Origin of the sequence: Anoxybacillus thermarum, from assembly GCF_000836725.1 — a bacterium.
GTDB classification, from domain to species: Bacteria; Bacillota; Bacilli; order Bacillales; family Anoxybacillaceae; genus Anoxybacillus; species Anoxybacillus thermarum.
This window is the reverse complement of sequence record NZ_JXTH01000009.1, coordinates 12,667-31,763: the sequence shown is the minus strand read 5'-3', so window position 1 is coordinate 31,763 and position 19,097 is coordinate 12,667. Positions and strand designations below refer to the sequence as shown.

21 protein-coding genes are annotated in these 19,097 nt (G+C 42.4%); 1 reads left to right on the top strand and 20 read right to left on the bottom strand.

Annotated features, from left to right (window positions below; genetic code table 11):
- Window positions 1-20: 20 nt before the first annotated feature.
- The 11 genes from LH47_RS03625 to hpf form a co-directional block, all read right to left on the bottom strand.
- Window positions 21-1,457: a S41 family peptidase gene (locus tag LH47_RS03625; RefSeq protein ID WP_043964808.1), complete on the bottom strand. Its 1,437-nt coding sequence runs from the start codon at window positions 1,455-1,457 to the stop codon at window positions 21-23.
- Window positions 1,458-1,633: 176 nt separating this feature from the next.
- Complete coding sequence (locus LH47_RS03620; RefSeq protein ID WP_052585008.1) at window positions 1,634-2,887, bottom strand: murein hydrolase activator EnvC family protein; 1,254 nt, start codon at window positions 2,885-2,887, stop codon at window positions 1,634-1,636.
- Between the two features lie 19 nt (window positions 2,888-2,906).
- Complete coding sequence (gene ftsX / locus LH47_RS03615) at window positions 2,907-3,800, bottom strand: permease-like cell division protein FtsX (RefSeq protein WP_043964807.1); 894 nt, start codon at window positions 3,798-3,800, stop codon at window positions 2,907-2,909.
- Complete coding sequence (ftsE, locus tag LH47_RS03610) at window positions 3,790-4,476, bottom strand: cell division ATP-binding protein FtsE (RefSeq protein ID WP_009362324.1); 687 nt, start codon at window positions 4,474-4,476, stop codon at window positions 3,790-3,792. The genes ftsX and ftsE overlap by 11 nt, the downstream gene beginning before the upstream one ends.
- 161 nt (window positions 4,477-4,637) lie before the next feature.
- Window positions 4,638-4,964 (bottom strand): cytochrome c551, encoded by a 327-nt coding sequence (gene cccB / locus LH47_RS03605; protein WP_043964806.1) that lies wholly within the window; start codon window positions 4,962-4,964, stop codon window positions 4,638-4,640.
- A 58-nt stretch (window positions 4,965-5,022) separates the two neighbouring features.
- Window positions 5,023-5,883, bottom strand: a complete 861-nt coding sequence (locus LH47_RS03600; protein ID WP_043964805.1) for a YitT family protein — start codon at window positions 5,881-5,883, stop codon at window positions 5,023-5,025.
- Window positions 5,846-6,232 (bottom strand): type II toxin-antitoxin system RelE family toxin, encoded by a 387-nt coding sequence (locus LH47_RS17200; protein ID WP_407637146.1) that lies wholly within the window; start codon window positions 6,230-6,232, stop codon window positions 5,846-5,848. Before LH47_RS17200 ends, LH47_RS03600 begins: the two co-directional genes overlap by 38 nt.
- A 60-nt stretch (window positions 6,233-6,292) precedes the next feature.
- Window positions 6,293-7,400 (bottom strand): peptide chain release factor 2 gene (gene prfB / locus LH47_RS03590; RefSeq protein ID WP_152619593.1). Its coding sequence is split into 2 segments (ribosomal slippage): window positions 6,293-7,327 and window positions 7,329-7,400, totalling 1,107 coding nucleotides; the frame shifts between segments, so codons are not numbered across the junction.
- An 81-nt stretch (window positions 7,401-7,481) separates the two neighbouring features.
- A complete protein-coding gene (secA, locus tag LH47_RS03585) occupies window positions 7,482-9,986 on the bottom strand; it encodes a preprotein translocase subunit SecA (RefSeq protein WP_043964803.1) in 2,505 nt (834 codons plus the stop codon).
- Window positions 9,987-10,104: 118 nt separating this feature from the next.
- Complete coding sequence (locus LH47_RS03580; RefSeq protein WP_043964802.1) at window positions 10,105-10,536, bottom strand: hypothetical protein; 432 nt, start codon at window positions 10,534-10,536, stop codon at window positions 10,105-10,107.
- A 52-nt stretch (window positions 10,537-10,588) separates the two neighbouring features.
- Window positions 10,589-11,137, bottom strand: coding sequence for a ribosome hibernation-promoting factor, HPF/YfiA family (gene hpf, locus LH47_RS03575; RefSeq protein WP_043964801.1), 549 nt, complete (start codon window positions 11,135-11,137; stop codon window positions 10,589-10,591).
- Between the two features lie 173 nt (window positions 11,138-11,310).
- On the opposite strand from hpf, the gene LH47_RS03570 reads away from it, so the two are divergent.
- On the top strand, window positions 11,311-12,393 hold the full coding sequence (locus LH47_RS03570) for an HD-GYP domain-containing protein (RefSeq protein ID WP_043964800.1): 1,083 nt from the start codon (window positions 11,311-11,313) through the stop codon (window positions 12,391-12,393).
- Between the two features lie 37 nt (window positions 12,394-12,430).
- Here the strand turns inward: LH47_RS03570 and LH47_RS03565 are convergent, their stop codons facing one another.
- The 9 genes from LH47_RS03565 to rfbC form a co-directional block, all read right to left on the bottom strand.
- Entirely contained in the window at window positions 12,431-12,820 is a 390-nt protein-coding gene (locus LH47_RS03565; protein ID WP_043964850.1) for a hypothetical protein, read from the bottom strand.
- 8 nt (window positions 12,821-12,828) lie between these two features.
- Window positions 12,829-13,179: a flagellar protein FliT gene (locus tag LH47_RS03560; RefSeq protein WP_043964799.1), complete on the bottom strand. Its 351-nt coding sequence runs from the start codon at window positions 13,177-13,179 to the stop codon at window positions 12,829-12,831.
- Window positions 13,179-13,571, bottom strand: coding sequence for a flagellar export chaperone FliS (gene fliS, locus LH47_RS03555; RefSeq protein WP_043964798.1), 393 nt, complete (start codon window positions 13,569-13,571; stop codon window positions 13,179-13,181). Before fliS ends, LH47_RS03560 begins: the two co-directional genes overlap by 1 nt.
- A 15-nt stretch (window positions 13,572-13,586) precedes the next feature.
- The gene (locus LH47_RS03550) at window positions 13,587-15,071 is read right to left on the bottom strand and encodes a flagellar hook-associated protein 2 (RefSeq protein WP_200890844.1); all 1,485 of its coding nucleotides are present in this window, start codon (window positions 15,069-15,071) and stop codon (window positions 13,587-13,589) included.
- 21 nt (window positions 15,072-15,092) lie between these two features.
- Window positions 15,093-15,467, bottom strand: coding sequence for a flagellar protein FlaG (gene flaG, locus LH47_RS03545; protein WP_043964848.1), 375 nt, complete (start codon window positions 15,465-15,467; stop codon window positions 15,093-15,095).
- Between the two features lie 131 nt (window positions 15,468-15,598).
- Window positions 15,599-16,669 carry a glycosyltransferase family 2 protein gene (locus tag LH47_RS03540; protein ID WP_235341037.1) on the bottom strand — a complete coding sequence of 357 codons (1,071 nt, stop codon included), beginning with the start codon at window positions 16,667-16,669 and terminating at the stop codon, window positions 15,599-15,601.
- On the bottom strand, window positions 16,666-17,526 hold the full coding sequence (gene rfbD, locus LH47_RS03535) for a dTDP-4-dehydrorhamnose reductase (protein WP_043964796.1): 861 nt from the start codon (window positions 17,524-17,526) through the stop codon (window positions 16,666-16,668). The genes LH47_RS03540 and rfbD overlap by 4 nt, the downstream gene beginning before the upstream one ends.
- Window positions 17,523-18,536 (bottom strand): dTDP-glucose 4,6-dehydratase, encoded by a 1,014-nt coding sequence (gene rfbB, locus LH47_RS03530; RefSeq protein ID WP_043964795.1) that lies wholly within the window; start codon window positions 18,534-18,536, stop codon window positions 17,523-17,525. Before rfbB ends, rfbD begins: the two co-directional genes overlap by 4 nt.
- Complete coding sequence (gene rfbC / locus LH47_RS03525; protein WP_043964794.1) at window positions 18,533-19,096, bottom strand: dTDP-4-dehydrorhamnose 3,5-epimerase; 564 nt, start codon at window positions 19,094-19,096, stop codon at window positions 18,533-18,535. Before rfbC ends, rfbB begins: the two co-directional genes overlap by 4 nt.
- Between the last annotated feature and the right edge of the window lies 1 nt (window position 19,097).

Below are 19,097 nucleotides of genomic sequence, written 5' to 3'. Positions count from 1 at the left end.
GAAGGCGAGGGGGAGTTTGTTCACTTTCCAATGAGTTGTAATGCTTTTTTCAATTGTTCGTCGTATCGTTCGTCGCGAACTGCTTCCATCACTTTTGTTTGCAATACATTAGCCGTTTGCTTATCAATTTTCCCTGTCGCTTGTAATCCGTTTGCTTTTTGGAACGCTTGAACGGCCTGTTCTGTTTGTTTGCTAAAGTAGCCGTCTTCACGCCCTGGATCAAAACCGAGACCTTTTAACATTTGTTGCGCGCTTTTCACTTGTTCGTTATTCATGTCATATGCTAAAGGCTTGTCGATTTGAAGCGGATGCGCATAGAAAAAGTCAGGCTGTTTCACTTTGACATCTGGTTCAATTCCTTTTTCATGAATCCAATTTCCATTTGGGGTCAGCCACTTATATAACGTTAATTTAATATGGCTTCCGTCATTCATTGGCAACGCTTGTTGAACCGTTCCTTTTCCAAACGTTTTTTCACCAACGAGCATATACCCGCCCGCTTCTTTTAACGCCGCCGCTAAAATTTCCGATGCCGACGCGCTTCCGTTATCGATTAAAACGATAATAGGATATGGTTTTTTGTTCGTCATATTTGAGAAAAATCGTTGTTTATCGCCGTCGCGCTCTTCAATTTGTACATAAGGTTTTTCTTTTGTCACAAGCTCTTTTAAAATGTCTTCCACACTTTGCAAGTAGCCGCCCGGATTGCCACGTACATCAATGATCAACCCTGCGACGCCTTTTTCCTCAAATTCTGCTAACTTCTTTTTAAAATCTTCCGCCGTTTTTTCCGCAAACGATGTAATTTCAATATAGCCGATTTGCTTGCCGTTTGCTTGTTTGATGGATGCATATACCGTTTCAATTGGAATTTCATCGCGCACGACTTCAATCGTCAATACGCCGCTTACTCCCGGTCGAACGATTTCTAAGCGAGCGACCGTTCCTTTTTTGCCGCGAATTTTCAATACCGCTTCATATAAATCAAGACCTTCTAAACTTTCGCCATTCACTTTAATAATTTGATCGTTCGGACGAAGCCCGGCTTTTTCTGCAGGCGATCCTTTAAACGGCGCAACAATCGTCACTTTGCCGTCAACCATGCTTACTTCCGCTCCAATTCCTTCAAAAGAAGAATCGAGCGACTCGTTAAATCGTTCCGCTGTTTCTTTATCCATATAAACGGAATACGGATCTTTTAACGTCGCAATCATTCCTTGAATGGCTCCGTCAATAAGCTGTTTGTCATCGACATCATGAACGTATTTTTGTTTAATCATGCTGTATGCTTGTTCGATTTTTTGAAGCTCTTCATTCGCTGGCTTCTCCGTTGTCGTTGGGATATTGATCGTCATCGTTGACGTATCGGAAGAAAGCGACTGCATGCCGACATACGTCACCCCTGAACCGAACAACATCGATAAAGCCATGAGTGCTGCGATTGTTTTTTTGTTCATTGTTTGCCTCCTCACCCTTCGATACATGAAAGGCATCGCACCGTGTGCGATGCCTGTTTATTTTCATTATATGAATAGCTTGTACCGTTCATAACTATGATAAAGATGTATTTATTTTACACCGATCGCGCCACTTTCTCAACCAATACGTAAAAGCACAGCAAACAAGCTGTGCTTTAGAATGGAATATATTTTAGCGGGTCTACTGCATTTGATTTCGATGCGTTCCAAGAACCGCGATGCAACTCAAAATGCAAGTGCGCACCGAACGAACGACCGGTGTTGCCCATATAGCCGATCATTTGTCCTTTGCTGACGTTTTGTCCTTCGCCAACAAGACGTGATTCTAAATGAGCATATACTGTCGTATATACTTGTCCATCAATGTAATGCATGATAAAAATAACGTTTCCGTAGCTTGATGAATAGTATGAGCGATACACGTAACCATCAGCTGCCGCAACGACAGGAACGCTAGCGCCGCGTTTACCGATGTCAATGCCGTAATGAAATTCACCCCAACGAGGTCCAAATGTCGATGTAATTGGCCCATTTGCCGGGCGCATAAACGCCCCATCTGACACAGGCGGCAAGCCCACGTCTGACGAGCCACGGCTCGATAATGACCGTTTTCGTGCTTCTTCCTGCTCTTTTTGGCGGCGAATCATTTGTTGCAATTGATTTTTCATCGCCGCTTCTTGTTTTTCAAGCAACTCTTTTTCTTCTTCTAAAGCCAGTTGTTTTTCCTCTTCATGCTTTTGCTCTTCTTTTAACTGCGCCATTAGTTTTTCTTTTTCTGCAATTTGTCCGTTCAACGCCTGTTTTAATTGTTGAAGCTCCGTTAGCTGTTTTTGCAAGCTAACTAGATTATTGTTTAATTGTTGTTCTTTCGCTTGTTTTAACGCCTTATCTGCCTCTTGCTCTTTAATGATTTGACGATCCGCTTCAAAAATGGTCGCAACTGCGCTCATTCGGTCGATAAAGTCGCTAAAACTTTTCGCTCCAAGCAATACGTCTAAATAACTGACTATGCCACCGCTTTCTTGCAGCGAGCGCGCCCGCTCTTTTAACAACTCATTGCGTTGCTCAATGCGGGCAGCGACTTCTTCAATTTCTTTTTTCAGCGCAATGATTTGTTGTTTCGTTTCCTCTATGCTTTGTTGTTTCGCACGAATGTTGGCGCTCGTTTCTTCTACCGCCAAATCGAGCTTTTTGATTTCCGCATTTACTTTTTCTTGTTCTGCTTTTAACCGTTCAATTTCTTGTTGCGACTGCTCTAATTTACTTTCAAGCGATGATTGTTTTTGTTGCACGCTTTTAATTTCTTGCTTCTTTTGTTGAATGTCGCGATTTGTTACCGCATATGCAGGCGCAGCAACACTTGTAAACAGCATCACGACTGCAACGATCGTTCCCCATCTGTTTCGCACCGTAAACCCCTCTCTCTTTCTATACTTTTAAAAATCGTCTCACTGACATCATGCTTCCCCACATGCCGATGCACGCTCCTAATAAAACGAGCACAGCTGCCAACTGCCATGCAAACGGATAAAACGGGAGAAGTTGAAAAAATGTATTTTTCAACTTCGGATACAATAAGTCAAACACGTACGAGTAAGCGGAAAGAACGATGGCGATCGGAATGACCGAACCGAAAATGCCAAGCCATAGCCCTTCAAGAAAAAACGGCCAGCGAATAAACCCGTTTGTCGCCCCTACTAATCTCATAATCTCAATTTCGCGACGGCGGGCAAAAATCGTAATTTTAATTGTGTTCGAGATGAGAAACATCGCTGTAAATAACAACCCGATAATAAGCGCTAATCCGATATTGCGAATCGTTTTCGTTGCAGCAAATAGTTTTTCAATTTGCCCTTTTCCGTATTTCACTTTGCCGACAGATGGCAACGGTTCAATTTGCTTTGCGATTTTTTCTGTATCAAGCGGATTTTTCGCTTTCACGATAAATACGTCGCTTAACGGGTTATCTTGTTCAAATAAGCGGAATGACTTTCCGTCTTCTCCGAAACTTTCAATCAACTTTTGCAATTCTTCGTCTTTCGATGAATACGTTACTTTTTCGACGCCAGAAAGAGCTTCTAGCTTCGCTCTGAGCGCATCTTTATCTGCTTCTGTCGCACTTAAATCGACGTGCACACGAATTTCGACGTCGCGCTCAATTTGCTTCGTTATATGTTGAATGTTGAGCATAATGACGAGAAATACACCAACAAGCAAGAGCGTCACCGTGACAGCACTAATGGACGCAAACGTCATCCAACCGTTTCGTCCGAGACTTTTTAAACTTTCACGAAAATGACGGCGAAGGGTGTTAAGTTTCATAGCCATATTCCCCCTTCACTTCATCGCGCGCAATTTTCCCGCGTTCAATCGCAATGACCCGCTTACGAATCGTATTCACAATTTCACGGTTATGCGTTGCCATCACAATCGTTGTTCCGCGATCGTTAATGCGCTCGAAAATGTCCATGATTTCCCACGATGTATCCGGATCCAAATTTCCTGTCGGTTCGTCCGCAATGACAATCGACGGATTGTTGACGATCGAACGCGCAATCGACACGCGCTGCTGTTCTCCACCCGACAATTCGTTTGGATAAAAGCGCGCTTTATGTTTTAGCCGCACTAAGTCAAGCACTTCCATGACGCGCTTGCGAATGTTTTTTGGCGATTCTTCAATAACTTCCAAAGCAAACGCGACGTTTTCATATACGGTTAACTTTGGAAGAAGCTTAAAGTCTTGAAAGACGATTCCGATGTTTCGACGAAGCAACGGTACTTTGCTGTCTTTGATATTCGCCAAGTTCACGCCGTTAATCATAATTTTTCCGCTTGTCGGTTTTTCTTCGCGATACATCATTTTAATAAACGTCGATTTCCCAGCGCCGCTCGGACCGACGACATATACAAATTCTCCTTGCTTAATACGAACAGAAATTCCATTTAATGCAATCACTCCGTTCGGATACGTTTTATATACATCTTGCATTTCAATCATAAGCAACCACCTAAGTATTCGATGTTTTTCTACATATTCCTGCAAAATTCTTACCTCGTTCATTATATCATCATTTCCGACAAAAAAGGGGGCGAATTTTATTTACAGTTATATTTCAAGAGTGTTACAAATGAAAAGAGGATGCTCCCACTGGCATCCTCCTACTTTTTGGCTGCTAACCATTCCGCTACTTTATCGACATCGTCGCCTTGGAGCAGACCGCCTGGCATACCGCCGCGACCGTTCGCGATAATATCTTTAATTTCGTCCTGTGAATATTTTCCGCCTACTTTATCAAGTGCAGGACCAACGCCACCTTCCAAGTTTTGTCCGTGGCAGCTTGCACATGATTTTTTGTAAACGGCTTCTGCAGCTGAAGCTGTGTCCCCACCGCCATTTGCTGGTTTTTCGCTCGCGCTATCCCCACCGCCACAGGCCGCCAACACGATCGCTGTGCCAGCAAATAAGCTAAGTAGCTTTTTCTTCATACGAAATCCCCCTTGTCAACATTTTCATACACTTCTATTATATCGCATCGTTTTTACGTTAGGCACGTTTAAATCCTTCACCAAGCACTTCCGCCGCATCCATAACGACGACAAATGCAGACGGATCAATGGTTTTCACTAATTGTTTCAATTTTGTGAACTCACTTTGTGCCACAACACACATGAGTAGCGTGCGCTCTTTTTCTGTATATCCGCCGTATGCATGTAGTTTTGTCACACCGCGGTCAATTTTATGCAAAATCGCTTCGCGCACTTGTTCTTCTTTTGTTGTAATAATCATCGCCATTTTTGAATTGCCGAAACCAACTTGGACAAAGTCAATTGTTTTACTTGTCACAAATAACGCAATTAATGCGTATAGCGCCCGTTCTAAATCAAACACAAACGCTGCTGTTAAAACAATTAAGCCATCAATTAAAATGACGCACGTCCCTAACGATAACCCTGTATATTTATGAATAATTTGAGCAGCTAAATCAGTTCCACCTGTCGATGCGCGACCGCGAAAAACGATGCCTAATCCTACGCCGACGCCGATGCCGCCAAATAATGCTCCAAGCAATGGATCGTGCGTTGCCGGCGCCACGTCATGTGTCAAATAAACGACAAACGGTAAAAAGGCGGTACCGACTAACGTTTTTACACCAAACTGCTTTCCGAGCAATAGCACACCTGCGATAAATAGCGGAATGTTAAGCGCCCATTGTACGTATGCTGGCTGCCATCCAAGCGTCGCATGTAAAATTGTACTGATGCCGCTTACCCCACCTGATGCGATGCGATTCGGAAGTAAAAATAAATTGAATGACACAGCCACAACAGCCGAGCCGACAAGAATATATACGTATTCTAGCACTTTTTCAACGAATGGATTTGTTATGTTGCTTCTTTTTCGCATGCTTCTCACCTTCCCTCGTGAGTATAGCATGCCCGATATAGGAAGTAAATGACATCGAATTAACGCAATAATGATTTAATATAGTGAAGTCAATATACATCTCCTCGATGTAAATCATTTGCTCGTGGTGATCAATGCGGAAAAGAATGCGGTATGTGCCAAGCACGTAAACGGTACAAACCTTGTGTCGTCTCATTTTTTTAATGTCTTCTTGAGGAGGAATGTGAAGCAATCCTTTTAACGCTATAGCTATCCGTTCTTGTACTTCTTTCTCTTGCTTAGCAAGAAACTTTACCGCTTCCTTACGGTAAATCAATTTGTAAGCCAAATTCACGTTTTGCATCACCACCAGTCACATATCCTTCATCTTTAGTCGTCAATATATAAAAAGGTGCCCATATCGGACACCTTACCCTTGTTTTAATTTTGAACGTAAATATGCGTCGATAAAGACATCAATTTCTCCGTCCATAACCGCTTGCACGTTTCCGACTTCAGTATTTGTGCGATGATCCTTTACAAGCGAGTACGGATGAAACACATAAGAACGAATTTGGCTTCCCCAGCCGATTTCTTTTTGTTCGCCGCGAATTTCTGCCAGCTCCGCCTGTTGTTCCTCTAGCTTCTTTTGATACAATTTCGCTTTTAACATATTCATCGCTTTTTCACGGTTTTTAATTTGCGAGCGTTCCGATTGGCATGTGACGACAATGCCCGTCGGAATGTGTGTAATGCGTACAGCTGAATCTGTCGTATTGACGTGCTGGCCGCCGGCACCGCTCGAACGGTACGTATCAACTTTTATTTCATCCGGGCGCACATCAATTTCAATGTTGTCATCAAATTCAGGTACAACTTCGCATGAAACGAACGACGTATGACGGCGACCAGAAGCATCAAACGGTGAAATGCGCACGAGGCGGTGGACGCCTTTTTCCGCTTTTAAATATCCATACGCATTATGCCCTTTAATTAACAACGTGACACTTTTAATTCCTGCTTCCTCACCCGGTAAATAATCGAGCGTTTCCACTTTATATCCTTTTTTCTCCGCCCAGCGCGTATACATGCGCAACAGCATCGACGCCCAATCTTGCGACTCTGTTCCACCTGCGCCAGGATGAAGTTCTAAAATGGCGTTATTTTTATCATACGGTTCATTTAACAACAATTGCAGTTCAAATTCACTAAAGTCTTTCGATAATTTTTTCGCCTCAGACACGAGCTCTTTTTGCAATTCTTCATCTGGCTCTTCTTTGACAAGCTCGTATGTCACTTCTAAATTTTCAAATCGCTCTTCAAGCGAACGAAACTCACCAACTAAATCTTTTAGCGCATTTGCTTCACTAATGACCGCTTGGGCAGCTTTTTGATCGTCCCAAAAATCTGGGGCAGACATTTGTGCTTCTAGCTGTTCAATGCGCGCTTCTTTCGTTTCGAGGTCAAAGAGACCCCCTAATATCCGCTAATCGCTTAGCCATTTTCTCAAGCTCTTGCTTAATTTCTACTAAATCGATCATGTCATTCACCTCAACCATTATTGTATTCAAACGTCATCACGAACGCAACATAACGAAAGCGAGGGAAAAGTCCCTCACTTATCGTCCACAGCAATGTTTATATTTTTTTCCGCTTCCGCACGGGCACGGTTCATTCCGACCAACTTCCACCGCTTTTTTCACCGGCTTGCGCTTCACTTCTTCGCCTTCTTTCGGATGGACCGCCTCACCTTTCGCCACTTCTTGTCGCTCAAGGTTGTTTTCGATTTCTGCCTTCATAATGTAACGTGCGACTTCTTCTTCAATGGAAGCGATCATCGCTTCAAACATCGCATATCCTTCCATTTGATATTCACGTAGCGGATCAATTTGACCGTACGCACGCAAATGAATACCTTGGCGCAACTGTTCCATCGCATCAATATGTTCCATCCATTTCATATCGACGGCACGCAAGACGATGACGCGCTCAAACTCGCGCATTTGCTCGGCTGGAATGCGGCTTTCTTTTTCATCGTAACGTGCGCGCACTTTATTCCAAATGAATTCAATCATTTCGTCTGGATCTTTACCACGCAAGTCGTTGATCGTCACATCTCCTTCAGAAAGAAGGTTCGCTTGCACATAATCAACAATGGCTTGCACGTTCCATTCTTCTGGCAATTCATCTTCTGGCGTATGCATGCGCACGACGCGCTCGATGACCGATTGAATCATTTTTTCAACGATATCGCGCAAGTTTTCCGAATCAAGCACTTGGAAACGTTGACGATAAATAATTTCACGTTGTTCACGCAATACGTCGTCGTACTGCAATAGTTGTTTACGTGCATCGAAGTTGTTTCCTTCGACACGTTTTTGTGCCGACTCAACCGCCTTTGAAACAATTTTACTTTGAATCGGCTGTGAATCGTCCATGCCTAAACGATCCATCATCGCCATCATATTTTCTGAACCGAAGCGACGCATGAGTTCATCTTCAAGCGACAAGTAAAATTGCGATACCCCCGGATCTCCTTGACGACCAGAACGACCGCGCAGCTGATTATCAATGCGGCGGCTTTCGTGACGTTCTGTCCCGATGACCGCTAAACCGCCAAGCTCACGCACCCCTTCGCCAAGTTTAATGTCCGTTCCGCGTCCTGCCATGTTCGTCGCAATCGTTACCGCACCTTTTTGACCTGCTTGAGCGATAATTTCTGCCTCTTTTGCATGGTTTTTCGCATTTAATACGTTATGGCGAATGCCGCGTTTCGTTAACATGCTTGACAACAATTCAGACGTTTCAATCGACACCGTACCGACGAGGACAGGTTGTCCTTTCGCATGACGTTCCGCAATATCCTCGACAACTGCACGAAACTTTCCTTCCATCGTACGATAAATTAAATCTGGACGATCATCACGAATGACCGGTTTATTTGTCGGAATGACGACAACTTGCATATTGTAAATGTTGCGAAACTCTTCTTCTTCTGTTTTCGCTGTTCCCGTCATCCCCGCAAGCTTCTCGTACATACGGAAATAGTTTTGGAACGTAATCGTCGCAAGCGTCATCGATTCGTTTTGAATCTCAAGTCCTTCTTTTGCTTCGATCGCTTGATGAAGCCCATCGCTATATCGGCGTCCGCGCATGAGGCGACCGGTAAACGGGTCAACGATGACGATTTTTCCGTCTTCAACGACATAATCGACGTCGCGCTGCATGACAACGTGCGCACGCAATGCTTGGTTAATATGATGGTTTAACGTCACATGTTTTAAATCGAATAAGTTATCGATTCCAAACGCGCGCTCTGCTTTGTTCATTCCTTCTTCCGTGAGCTGCACGCTTTTCGTTTTTTCATCGTACGTATAATCGACATCCCGTTTTAATGTACGGACGAACGCATTCGCTTGAATGTACAATTTTGTAGACTTTTGCGCTGTGCCTGAAATAATGAGCGGTGTACGTGCTTCATCAATTAAAATCGAGTCAACTTCGTCAATAATCGCATAATGAAGCGGGCGTTGCACCATATGTTCTTTATATAGCACCATGTTATCGCGCAAATAATCGAAACCAAATTCGTTATTCGTTCCATATGTAATATCAGCGTTATAAGCCGCCTGCTTTTCTTCGCGCGACATATTGCTTAAATTCAGTCCGACAGATAAACCTAAAAACTGATACAATCTGCCCATTTCAGTCGCGTCGCGGCTTGCTAAGTATTCGTTTACTGTCACGACATGGACGCCTTTTCCTGTTAACGCATTTAAATAGACAGGCATCGTCGCGGTTAACGTTTTTCCTTCCCCTGTCTTCATTTCAGCGATGTTGCCTTCATGAAGCGCAATGCCCCCCATTAATTGCACCTTATACGGATACATGCCAAGCACACGCTTTGCTGCTTCGCGAACGACCGCAAACGCCTCAACAAGTAAATCATCAAGCGTCTCGCCTTTTTCAAGACGCGCCTTAAACTCTTCTGTTTTTTGACGCAATTCGTCATCGGAAAGCTGCGCCATTTGCGGACCGAGCGCATCAATTTCATTCGCGATTTTTTCTAATCGCGCAATTTGCCGTTTATTCGGATCAAACACTTTTTTTAACATTCCAAGCATACAAAAACGCCCCTTGCTTATATAGTCGCTAATTACCATCATATCACTTACAAGAAAAGGTGACAACTCATACGAAAAGGGGATGGGGAAAAAAGAAAAAACCAGCTTCCTCGCTGGATTACACTTGCGATTGTAGTTGCTCGATAGAGGCTTCGACTCTGAGTGAGCGTTTGTTGAGGGCGTAAATTTCAAATCCTTTTTCATCGATCTTTTTATAAATGTTTTCCAATAATGTACCCACATCGTTCGCTAGTTGAATTTCTAAACGATGCACTGTTTCTTTTACGTCGCCTAGTTGTGTTTCGACATGCTCAAGACGCTTTTTGACATCGCACATTTCTTTCTCAAGGCGACTGATGCGCTCATTTGTTTCTTTCATTTCTTGTTCAAGCGCAGCTAGCCGACTTTCCATTTTAGCAAACCGTTTGTCAATCTGGGCAAAGCGACCATCAATTTGCGCAAATCTTTCGCGCACTTCTTGTTGAAATTGAAAAAAATGACTCTCAATACTCGTCAACTTCCCTAAAATTTCGCGTAAAATCGCTTCCACCCTCTTTCACATTATACCACCCTCTGTCTTATGTCGACAGAGGGCGGGAGGATTAGTTCGCTTCAATTAAGCCATATTTGCCGTCTTTTCGTTTATAAACGACGTTTGTGCGGTTTGTTTCCGCATTAATAAAGACGTAAAAGTTATGACCAAGCATATTCATTTGTAAAATCGCTTCTTCACTATCCATCGGTTTTAAGCTAAAACGTTTCGTACGTACAACTTCAAACTCTTCTTCCTCGTGCTCTTCTGTTGCGACAGGAGCAGTTGTTGTGAGCGTCACACCATTTGCTTCTTTTTCGCGCATTTTTCGGTTCACTTTCGTTTTATGTTTACGAATTTGGCGTTCGAGTTTATCGACGACCAAATCGATTGCCGCATACATATCGTCGTGGCGCTCTTCCGCACGCAATACAATTTGTGGCATTGGGATCGTTACTTCAATTTTCGATTGTTTATCGTTATATACTTTTAAATTAACGTGAACAGTAACTCCTTCAGTCGTTTCAAAATAACGTTCTAATTTCCCAATTTTTTTCTCAACATACTCTCGAATTGCTTGTGTAACCTCGATGTTTTCTCCACGAACGTTGTATTTCATACGCTGTTCCTCCTTTTATGAAAGGTTAGTTACTTATTTCTACAATTCCCTACAAAACTCCTTCTCAATCGTCACATTTTTTGTGAAAAAATGATGAACAAAACGATGGATAATTATGCTATAATTTATAGATGATGAAAGGCGTTCGTATTTTTCTACTGAGGTGTTATCGCATGCGGAAAGTGCACATATTTGAAGCAAAAAGCGGCGATGTGCTCGCTGTCGACATTTATGGACCAAACGGAGCTGTTTTGCTTGCCAAAGGGGTAAAACTAACCGACTCATACATTCGTGGATTGAGGGAAAGCGGCATTCGCCATATTTATATTCACGATATTTTCACATTCGATATTGAAGAAAGTCCGACGATCAGCCCGGTTGTGCGGCAACAAGCGGTAAAAAAAGTGTATGAAACGATGACGGAACTCATCGAAGAACAAAAAGCTGTTCAACGCGTATCTTCGCTAGATCTCGGGCAAGAATATCAAAAAATATTTAAAGAAATTTTAGATTATTTATTGAGCCGCGAAAATTTGCTTATTAACTTATCAGATCTCGTTATTTCAAAAGGGTATTTTTTTCATCATTCAGTCAATGTAGCAACAATCGCAGGCGTTATCGGCTTAGCTAAAGGATACTCTTCACAGCAACTACTAGACCTAGGAGTGGGAGCGCTCTTATTCGATATTGGCATGACGCAAATTCCGAGTGCACTTTGGGCGAAAAAAGGGCCTCTTAGCCCTGATGAACGTCGAATTATATCCCATCATACAGAGTTTGGATTTGAACTATTGAAAAAGCAAAATAATATTTCACCGTCTTCCGCTTACTGTGCCTTACAACATCATGAACGTTTTGACGGTAGCGGTTACCCACACAAAGCAGCCGGCAAATACATTCACGAATTCGCGCGCATTATTGCGATTGCAGACGTATTCGATGCGCTTACTTCGCCGCGCGACCACCGCCAACAACATTCGCCACACGAAGCGGCCGAATATTTATGCGCAGCTGGCAACACGTTATTTGATTACGAGCTCATTAAAACGTTTTTGAAGTACGTCGCCATTTACCCGCTCGGCACAAACATCGTATTAAATACAGGATATCGCGGCGTCGTCTCGAAAATTTTCCCTGAATATCCGCTTCGTCCTGTCGTTCGTATTTTACAAAACCCAAACGGTGAAACGCTAAAATCACCATTTGAAATCGACTTGCGAAAAGAAGTAAATGTTACAATTACAGAGGCGTTTTAAATAATAGAAGGTGCGATCTGCTCGCACCTTCTATATATTACTGCTCAATATACGGACGAAGATGTTGCATCACGCTTACTTTCCACGCTTCAAACGCTGGTGCTAAATGTTTTTCAACGACTTGTTGCTTTGCGTTCGTGTCGTGCAGCTTTCCGTCTAACTTCCACGCTTCCTCGATGACAGAAGCAAAACGCTTCAACTCGTGCAACACCGCTTCCTCCCCAGCAAAAAATTGTGCGAATGACCGCTCGTTTACCGCATCAATTTGATCGAACGCTTCTAAAATGTCAGCAAGCACAGCATCTCCTTGCGTCCGCTCATAATCCACAAAACTTTCCTTAACGTACTGAAATCCTTCTTCGATCGTATCTAGTAACGTCGCATATTGACGAACGACTGTTAATTGTTCTGGAGTTAATTGTAACATATTCATACCTACCTTCGTTTATCATAAAACATGCCGTCTATGGATAACGGTTCATACAAATCATGATAGCGATGAGCTGCCTCTTTTGTTTGTTTCATTTGTTTTAAATCTTGTTGAATTTGTTGTTTCAGTTGGCGGAGAAGTTCATTTGCCTCCCGATCGAGCGCAATCAGCTCTTTCCCCATTTGTTTTTGTTCATCTGTCAGCGTATCGGGAAGTAGCTTGAGCAGCTGTTCCCGCTTTTCAAGCAACTCTTCAATTTGCTCAATGACTGCATCACGTCCATCTTTTTCAATAGGCTGATGAAGGCATGCAACTAACGCTTTCGTTGCTTGCAAAAGCTCCGCAACGACGTTCATTACACTTGACCGCCTTGTGCATATTGACGTTGACGATTCAATTGAATCACTTGCTTCCACGTATCACGAAACTCTTTGACGTACCCTTCGATTTCTTCCAAAATTACGATGTCGCTTTTAATATTTGCTTCCACTAATCGGCGATACATATAGTCATACATCGTCATCATCGATTTGGCTACTTCATATTCCATATTAAGCGTGACCATCAACTCTTGAATAATTTTTTGCGCTTTTAATAAATTTGTATTGCGCGCTTCAATGTTTTTTTCTTCAATCGCTTTTTTCGCTTGTGCAATAAACTTTAAGCAACCGTTATAAAGCATAAGCGTCAATTCCCCCGGCGACGCTGTTTGCACCGCGTTTGTTTGATAAGACTGATATGGGTTCATCGTTCAACCTCCTAATTATTGTCCTCCGCCGCCAAAAGCGTTCATGAGATACATACTTTGCTCATTCGAGCGCTGGATCGCCTTTTCCATCGCTGTGAACTGGCGCCAATAACGATCCTCAATATCCTTTAATCGATCTTCAAAAGCATCAATTCGTTTATCTAAATCGTTTAAGCTTTTTCCGATTTCAAACTGGTTGTTTGTCCAAATCGTTTTCCCAGCTTTCGTTTCAATTTTTCCAATCGTACTCTTGATCGTATCACGCAAACGTTGCGCGATGCCTTTTGTATCGAAATCAGATCCGCTCGCGTTAAACAATTGATAAATGGCATTCGGATCTTTTTCAATTGCGTCCCGCAACTTTGTTTCATCAATAATAAGCTTTCCGTTTTCTAAATAATTGCTTGATGTCGTAATCCCAATTTCCGAAAGCGTATCATAGTTTGTATTAACCGATGGGTCACTAACTTTACTGTAAATGTCCAAGCGCATTTGGCTTAAGCCGCTGGATAAAATCGAATCGCGGCGAAGCAGTCCGCTTTTCGCTTTTTCTTCCCATAGCTCAATTTGCTTTTCCGTCATCGCTTCTTTTTGCTCATCCGTCAGCGGTAAATAGTCGCGATACCGCTCTTCCGATAATTTAGCATTGATTTTCCCGATAGTTTCGTTATATTTGTCGACGAAGCCTTTGATTATATTGAACATTGCATCTGTATCGTTTGTTGTTGTAACAGAAGCGGTTCCTTCCTTTTTTAGCGTGTAAGTAACATTATTAATAGTAAACGTATTCGTTGAACGTGATGTCGCAAGACCGTTAATCGTAAATTGCGCATCCTCTCCTGCCGTTTTCCCCGTCAATTCCGCACCATTCGCAGCCCCCGTAAACCCGAGCTGTTGGAAAAACGAAGCAGTCGTTGCGTCCCCCATCACTAAACTTGCCGCTGCCCCCGTATCTTTCTTCATAATCGAGATTTTTCCTGTCTTTGTATCATGAAACACACTAATGCCAAGGTCACTGTTGCTGTTTAATTGAGCAATAACCGAATCCAACGATGAATTCGCTGCAATTGTAATGGTTACAGGGTTTGTTGGGCTCGTTCCGTCCCCATTTGTTACGTTAATTTTCAGCGTCGTATCTGTACCGCTTGGTGTATAACTAGCTGAAGAAGCTTCAGAAACCCAAGTGGCCGACGTAGCGACTTTCGTAACCGTTAAATTCGTGCTAATATTCGCTGCAGAAGCATTCGCTGTTGCCGTCACAACACTCTCATCAGAACTTGTTGTCTTTTTTTTGAGCATATTGCTTTGCAGCGTTAAGTTATTAAAAATATAACTATCCAAATCTTGAAGCAACGCATTCATCGAACGATAATCATCACGTTGCCATTCTAAAATTTGCTTTTTTTGATATAGCTTATCAAGCGGCATGCGCTCCGCTTTCATCAGATCGCTGACGAGTTGATCAATATCCATTCCGCTCGCCAATCCGCCAATCCGCATTGTGCTCATATGTGCCACCTCCTAAATTTTTCGATCAACAATCAACCCGACAAACTTCATCATCGCCGCGTACATATCTAATAGCTTTTTCGGCGGAATTTCGCGAACCACTTCTTTCGTTCGTTCATCAATAAGCTGAACATAGTACTCTTTCAAATCTTCATGTACGTTAAACTTTAACGACGTATGGCTCGGCTGTAAAAATTCGTTCATTCCCTTGACGATTTCTTCAAGCTTTTCTTTTGAAATGCGTTCTTCTTCTTGTTTTGCGTTCATTTGTTGTAGAGTGGTTTGTTCTTGCTTTGGCTGTTCTTTTGGGCGCTCCGCCGCTTTTTCGCTCGCCGTCTTTTCATACATATATGTGGAAGAAAGAGAAGAAGAAATGCGTTCAATCATCACCGTTCGCTCCTTTGCATATACGTTCCTACTGTTTATATCGGATAGAAGAAGGGAAGTTTGAAGGGAGCGAAAGAAAAAACCTCTCGTCATTAGAGAGGCTGCCACATTCAAGCTTTATTGCATCGTTGCTACTGTTTCAATGTCTTTAATCGCTCACTCGCCTTTTCATACCCTTCGTGTGCCGATTGCTCGTAAAAATGGATCGCTCTCTCCATTTGTCCCGTTGTTTCGTAAAATACACCAAGATTATATGCGGCTAAAAAACTGCCCGTTCCACGAACACGATCATACTGATCTGTTTCCCCAATTTGCAGACAACGAATAAAAGATTTCTCAATCATCGGAAATAAATGCACGTATTGATTCATATGATAAAAAATGGCGTCCATATAAAATAGTCCACATGCGAAATGGAAATCCGAGGAGTCATCTAATCTCCCTTGTTCTGCTGCGATCACTTGCAATCCTCGCTCAAACGAACGATTAGCAATAATCGTATATAAATAGTCAACAACTAAACTATGACGATACGACGCATAAAGAGGAACAAGACGATAACTTTCCTCAAAATACTTTTCCGCCATGTTAAATTGCTGCAAAAGTTTGTACTGTTTGCCAACTTGATATAAAACATAATCGTCAGTTGGATGTTGTTGTAGCTCTTGCAGTAACAGATCTAAGTTTCGCTCCGTTTTGTTCGTATGAACGTACCCATCATGATATACTTCTACATCAATATTTTGGCGTGGAAAAGGCGAATCGACTTGTTCGTGAACTTTACCGACGTATGTGACGCCTTTAGGAAGCAAACGCGATAAATAAGATTGGGCATATCGTCTCTCGCCATTTTGAATAAATTCGTTAACCATTTTAATACGTCCGATAGCGCGCTCATTTGTTTCAATAAAATGTCTGATGATGCTCTTACAGTCGTTTACAATATATTCATCAGCGTCAAGCACAAGATTCCAATCGCACGTTGATTGCATAAGCGCATAGTTGCGTGCTGCCGAGAAATCATTTGCCCACTCAAAATCAAACACTTTTGCTCCAAATGAGTAAGCAATACTTTTTGTCCCATCAGTAGAGCCCGTATCAACAATAACGATGTCATCAACGATTTTGTGGACGCTTCGCAAGCAACGAGCTAAATGTTTCTCTTCATTTTTTACGATCATAACTAAAGCTACCGTTTTCAACGTTTCACCTCATCCGCAGACAAAAAGTATTGTAGCGCTTCATGCCATGGGCGAAGAAGCGTGAATCCATTTAACTTTAAAGCCATATGATTGAGCACAGAATAAGCCGGCCGAGAGGCTAATCGCGGATAATCTTCTGTTCGACAACGCTGAATGCGAACATCGGCACGAATTTGAGCAAAAATCGCCTCAGCAAACTCGTACCATGAACAATAATCGGTATTCGATATATGATATAACCCGTATTTTTCTGTTTCGACAAGTTCACATATTTTTTGGGCTAAATCAACTGCATAAGTTGGACAACCATACTGGTCACCAACGACAAAAATTTCTTTTTTTTCTTTCGCTAATTGCAACATTGTCTTCACAAAATTATTTCCATTAGCCCCAAACACCCACGATGTCCGCACAATAAAAAACTTCGAATGAAAATCACGCACAAACTGTTCGCCTGCTAACTTACTTTTCCCATAAATATTGATCGGATGGGGGCTAGCAAATTCGTCATATGGTTCTTTTCCTCTGCCATCGAACACGTAATCTGTACTTATATACACAAGCTTCGCACCTACTTTTTCAGCAGCGACAGCGACATTTCTCGTTCCATACGCATTAATTAAAAAAGCTCGCTCTTTTTCTTTCTCCGCTTCGTCAACTTTTGTATATGCAGCCGCATGAATGACGACATGTGGGCGGATATTTGTAAATACATCTTTCACTTGCCGATCATCTGTAACATCAAGCTCGTCTTTTCCATATCCATACACGTCCCACCCAAATTGCCGCAATTGCTTAACGGCTTCTGTACCAAGCTGCCCTTTCGCTCCGGTAACGACAACTCTCTCACTTCTCATTTTCTTTCACCGTATTGTTTTTTATAATACGCCATATATTCCCCAGATTTCATTCGCTTCCACCATTCTTGGTTGTTCACATACCATCGAATCGTTTCCTCAACCCCTTGATTGAACGTATAACGAGGTTCCCAACCGAGTTCCGTTCTGATCTTCGCTGCATTAATCGCATAGCGCCGATCATGTCCTGGACGGTCAGGAACATATTTAATGAGCGATTTACATACACCAAGTTTTTCAACAATCAGATGGACAATTTCATTGTTTGTTCGTTCATTGTGTCCACCAATGTTGTATACTTCTCCTGCTTTTCCTTTATGAACGACTAAATCAATCGCTGCGCAATGGTCGAGAACATGAAGCCAGTCGCGAACATGTCGACCGTCTCCATAAATCGGAAGTTCTTTTCCTTCTAAAGCGTTTGTAATCATTAACGGAATAAGCTTTTCTGGAAATTGGTAAGGACCGTAGTTATTTGAACAGCGAGTAATATTAACGTTTAGCCCATACGTTTCGTGATATGCCCTTACAAGCAAATCCGCGCTCGCTTTGCTTGCCGAATAAGGACTGTTCGGAGCTAATGGAGTTTCCTCGGTGAAATATCCCGTTTCTCCTAAACTGCCATACACTTCATCAGTTGAAATTTGCACATATTTTTGAATGCCGTTCGCTTTAGCGACATTTAACAATACTTGCGTGCCAAGTACATTCGTTTTTACAAAAGCGGCTGGATCAACAATGCTGCGATCGACATGTGATTCAGCAGCAAAATTAACGATGACATCAATGGCATATGCTTTCACAACATAATCAACAAGCTGAGCGTTACAAATATCCCCTTTCACAAAAGTATAGCGTTCATTTGTTTGCACATCTTGTAGACTTTCTAAATTCCCTGCATACGTTAGTAAGTCATAGTTCACAATTTTATAATTGTCGTACTTATTTAACATATAGCGAATAAAATTGCTGCCAATAAAACCAGCACCACCAGTCACAAGAATATTCATGGCGTTCTCTCCCAAGTAAAATTAATATGTGCATCATCCAAAAGCGGAAGGTTCGCATCCTTCTCAGATAAAATCGCTTCCGTCACAGGCCAGTCGATTTTTAATTTTGAATCATTCCAAAAAATCCCTCTATCCAATTGTGCTGAGTAATGCTCATCTACCTTATATTGCACTTCTGTATTCGGTACTAATGTACAAAAGCCGTGCGCGAACCCCTTAGGCACAAAAAGCATTCTTTTGTTATACTCGCTTAAAATAAAACTGCGCCACTTTCCAAACGTCGGGGAGCCTTTACGAATGTCTACAACGACATCATAAATCACACCGCGTGTTACGCGCACAAGCTTTGCTTGCGCTTGCGGATGAAGTTGATAATGTAAGCCGCGTACTGTTCCTGCTTTTTCCGAAAGAGAATGGTTATCTTGAATAAATTTTACTGAAATGCCTAATTCATTTAAAGTACGCTCATTGAAACTCTCCATGAAAAACCCCCGAGCGTCTTCATGCACAATCGGCTCTAGTAAAACAACCGCATCAAAATCCGTTTGTATGACTCGCATG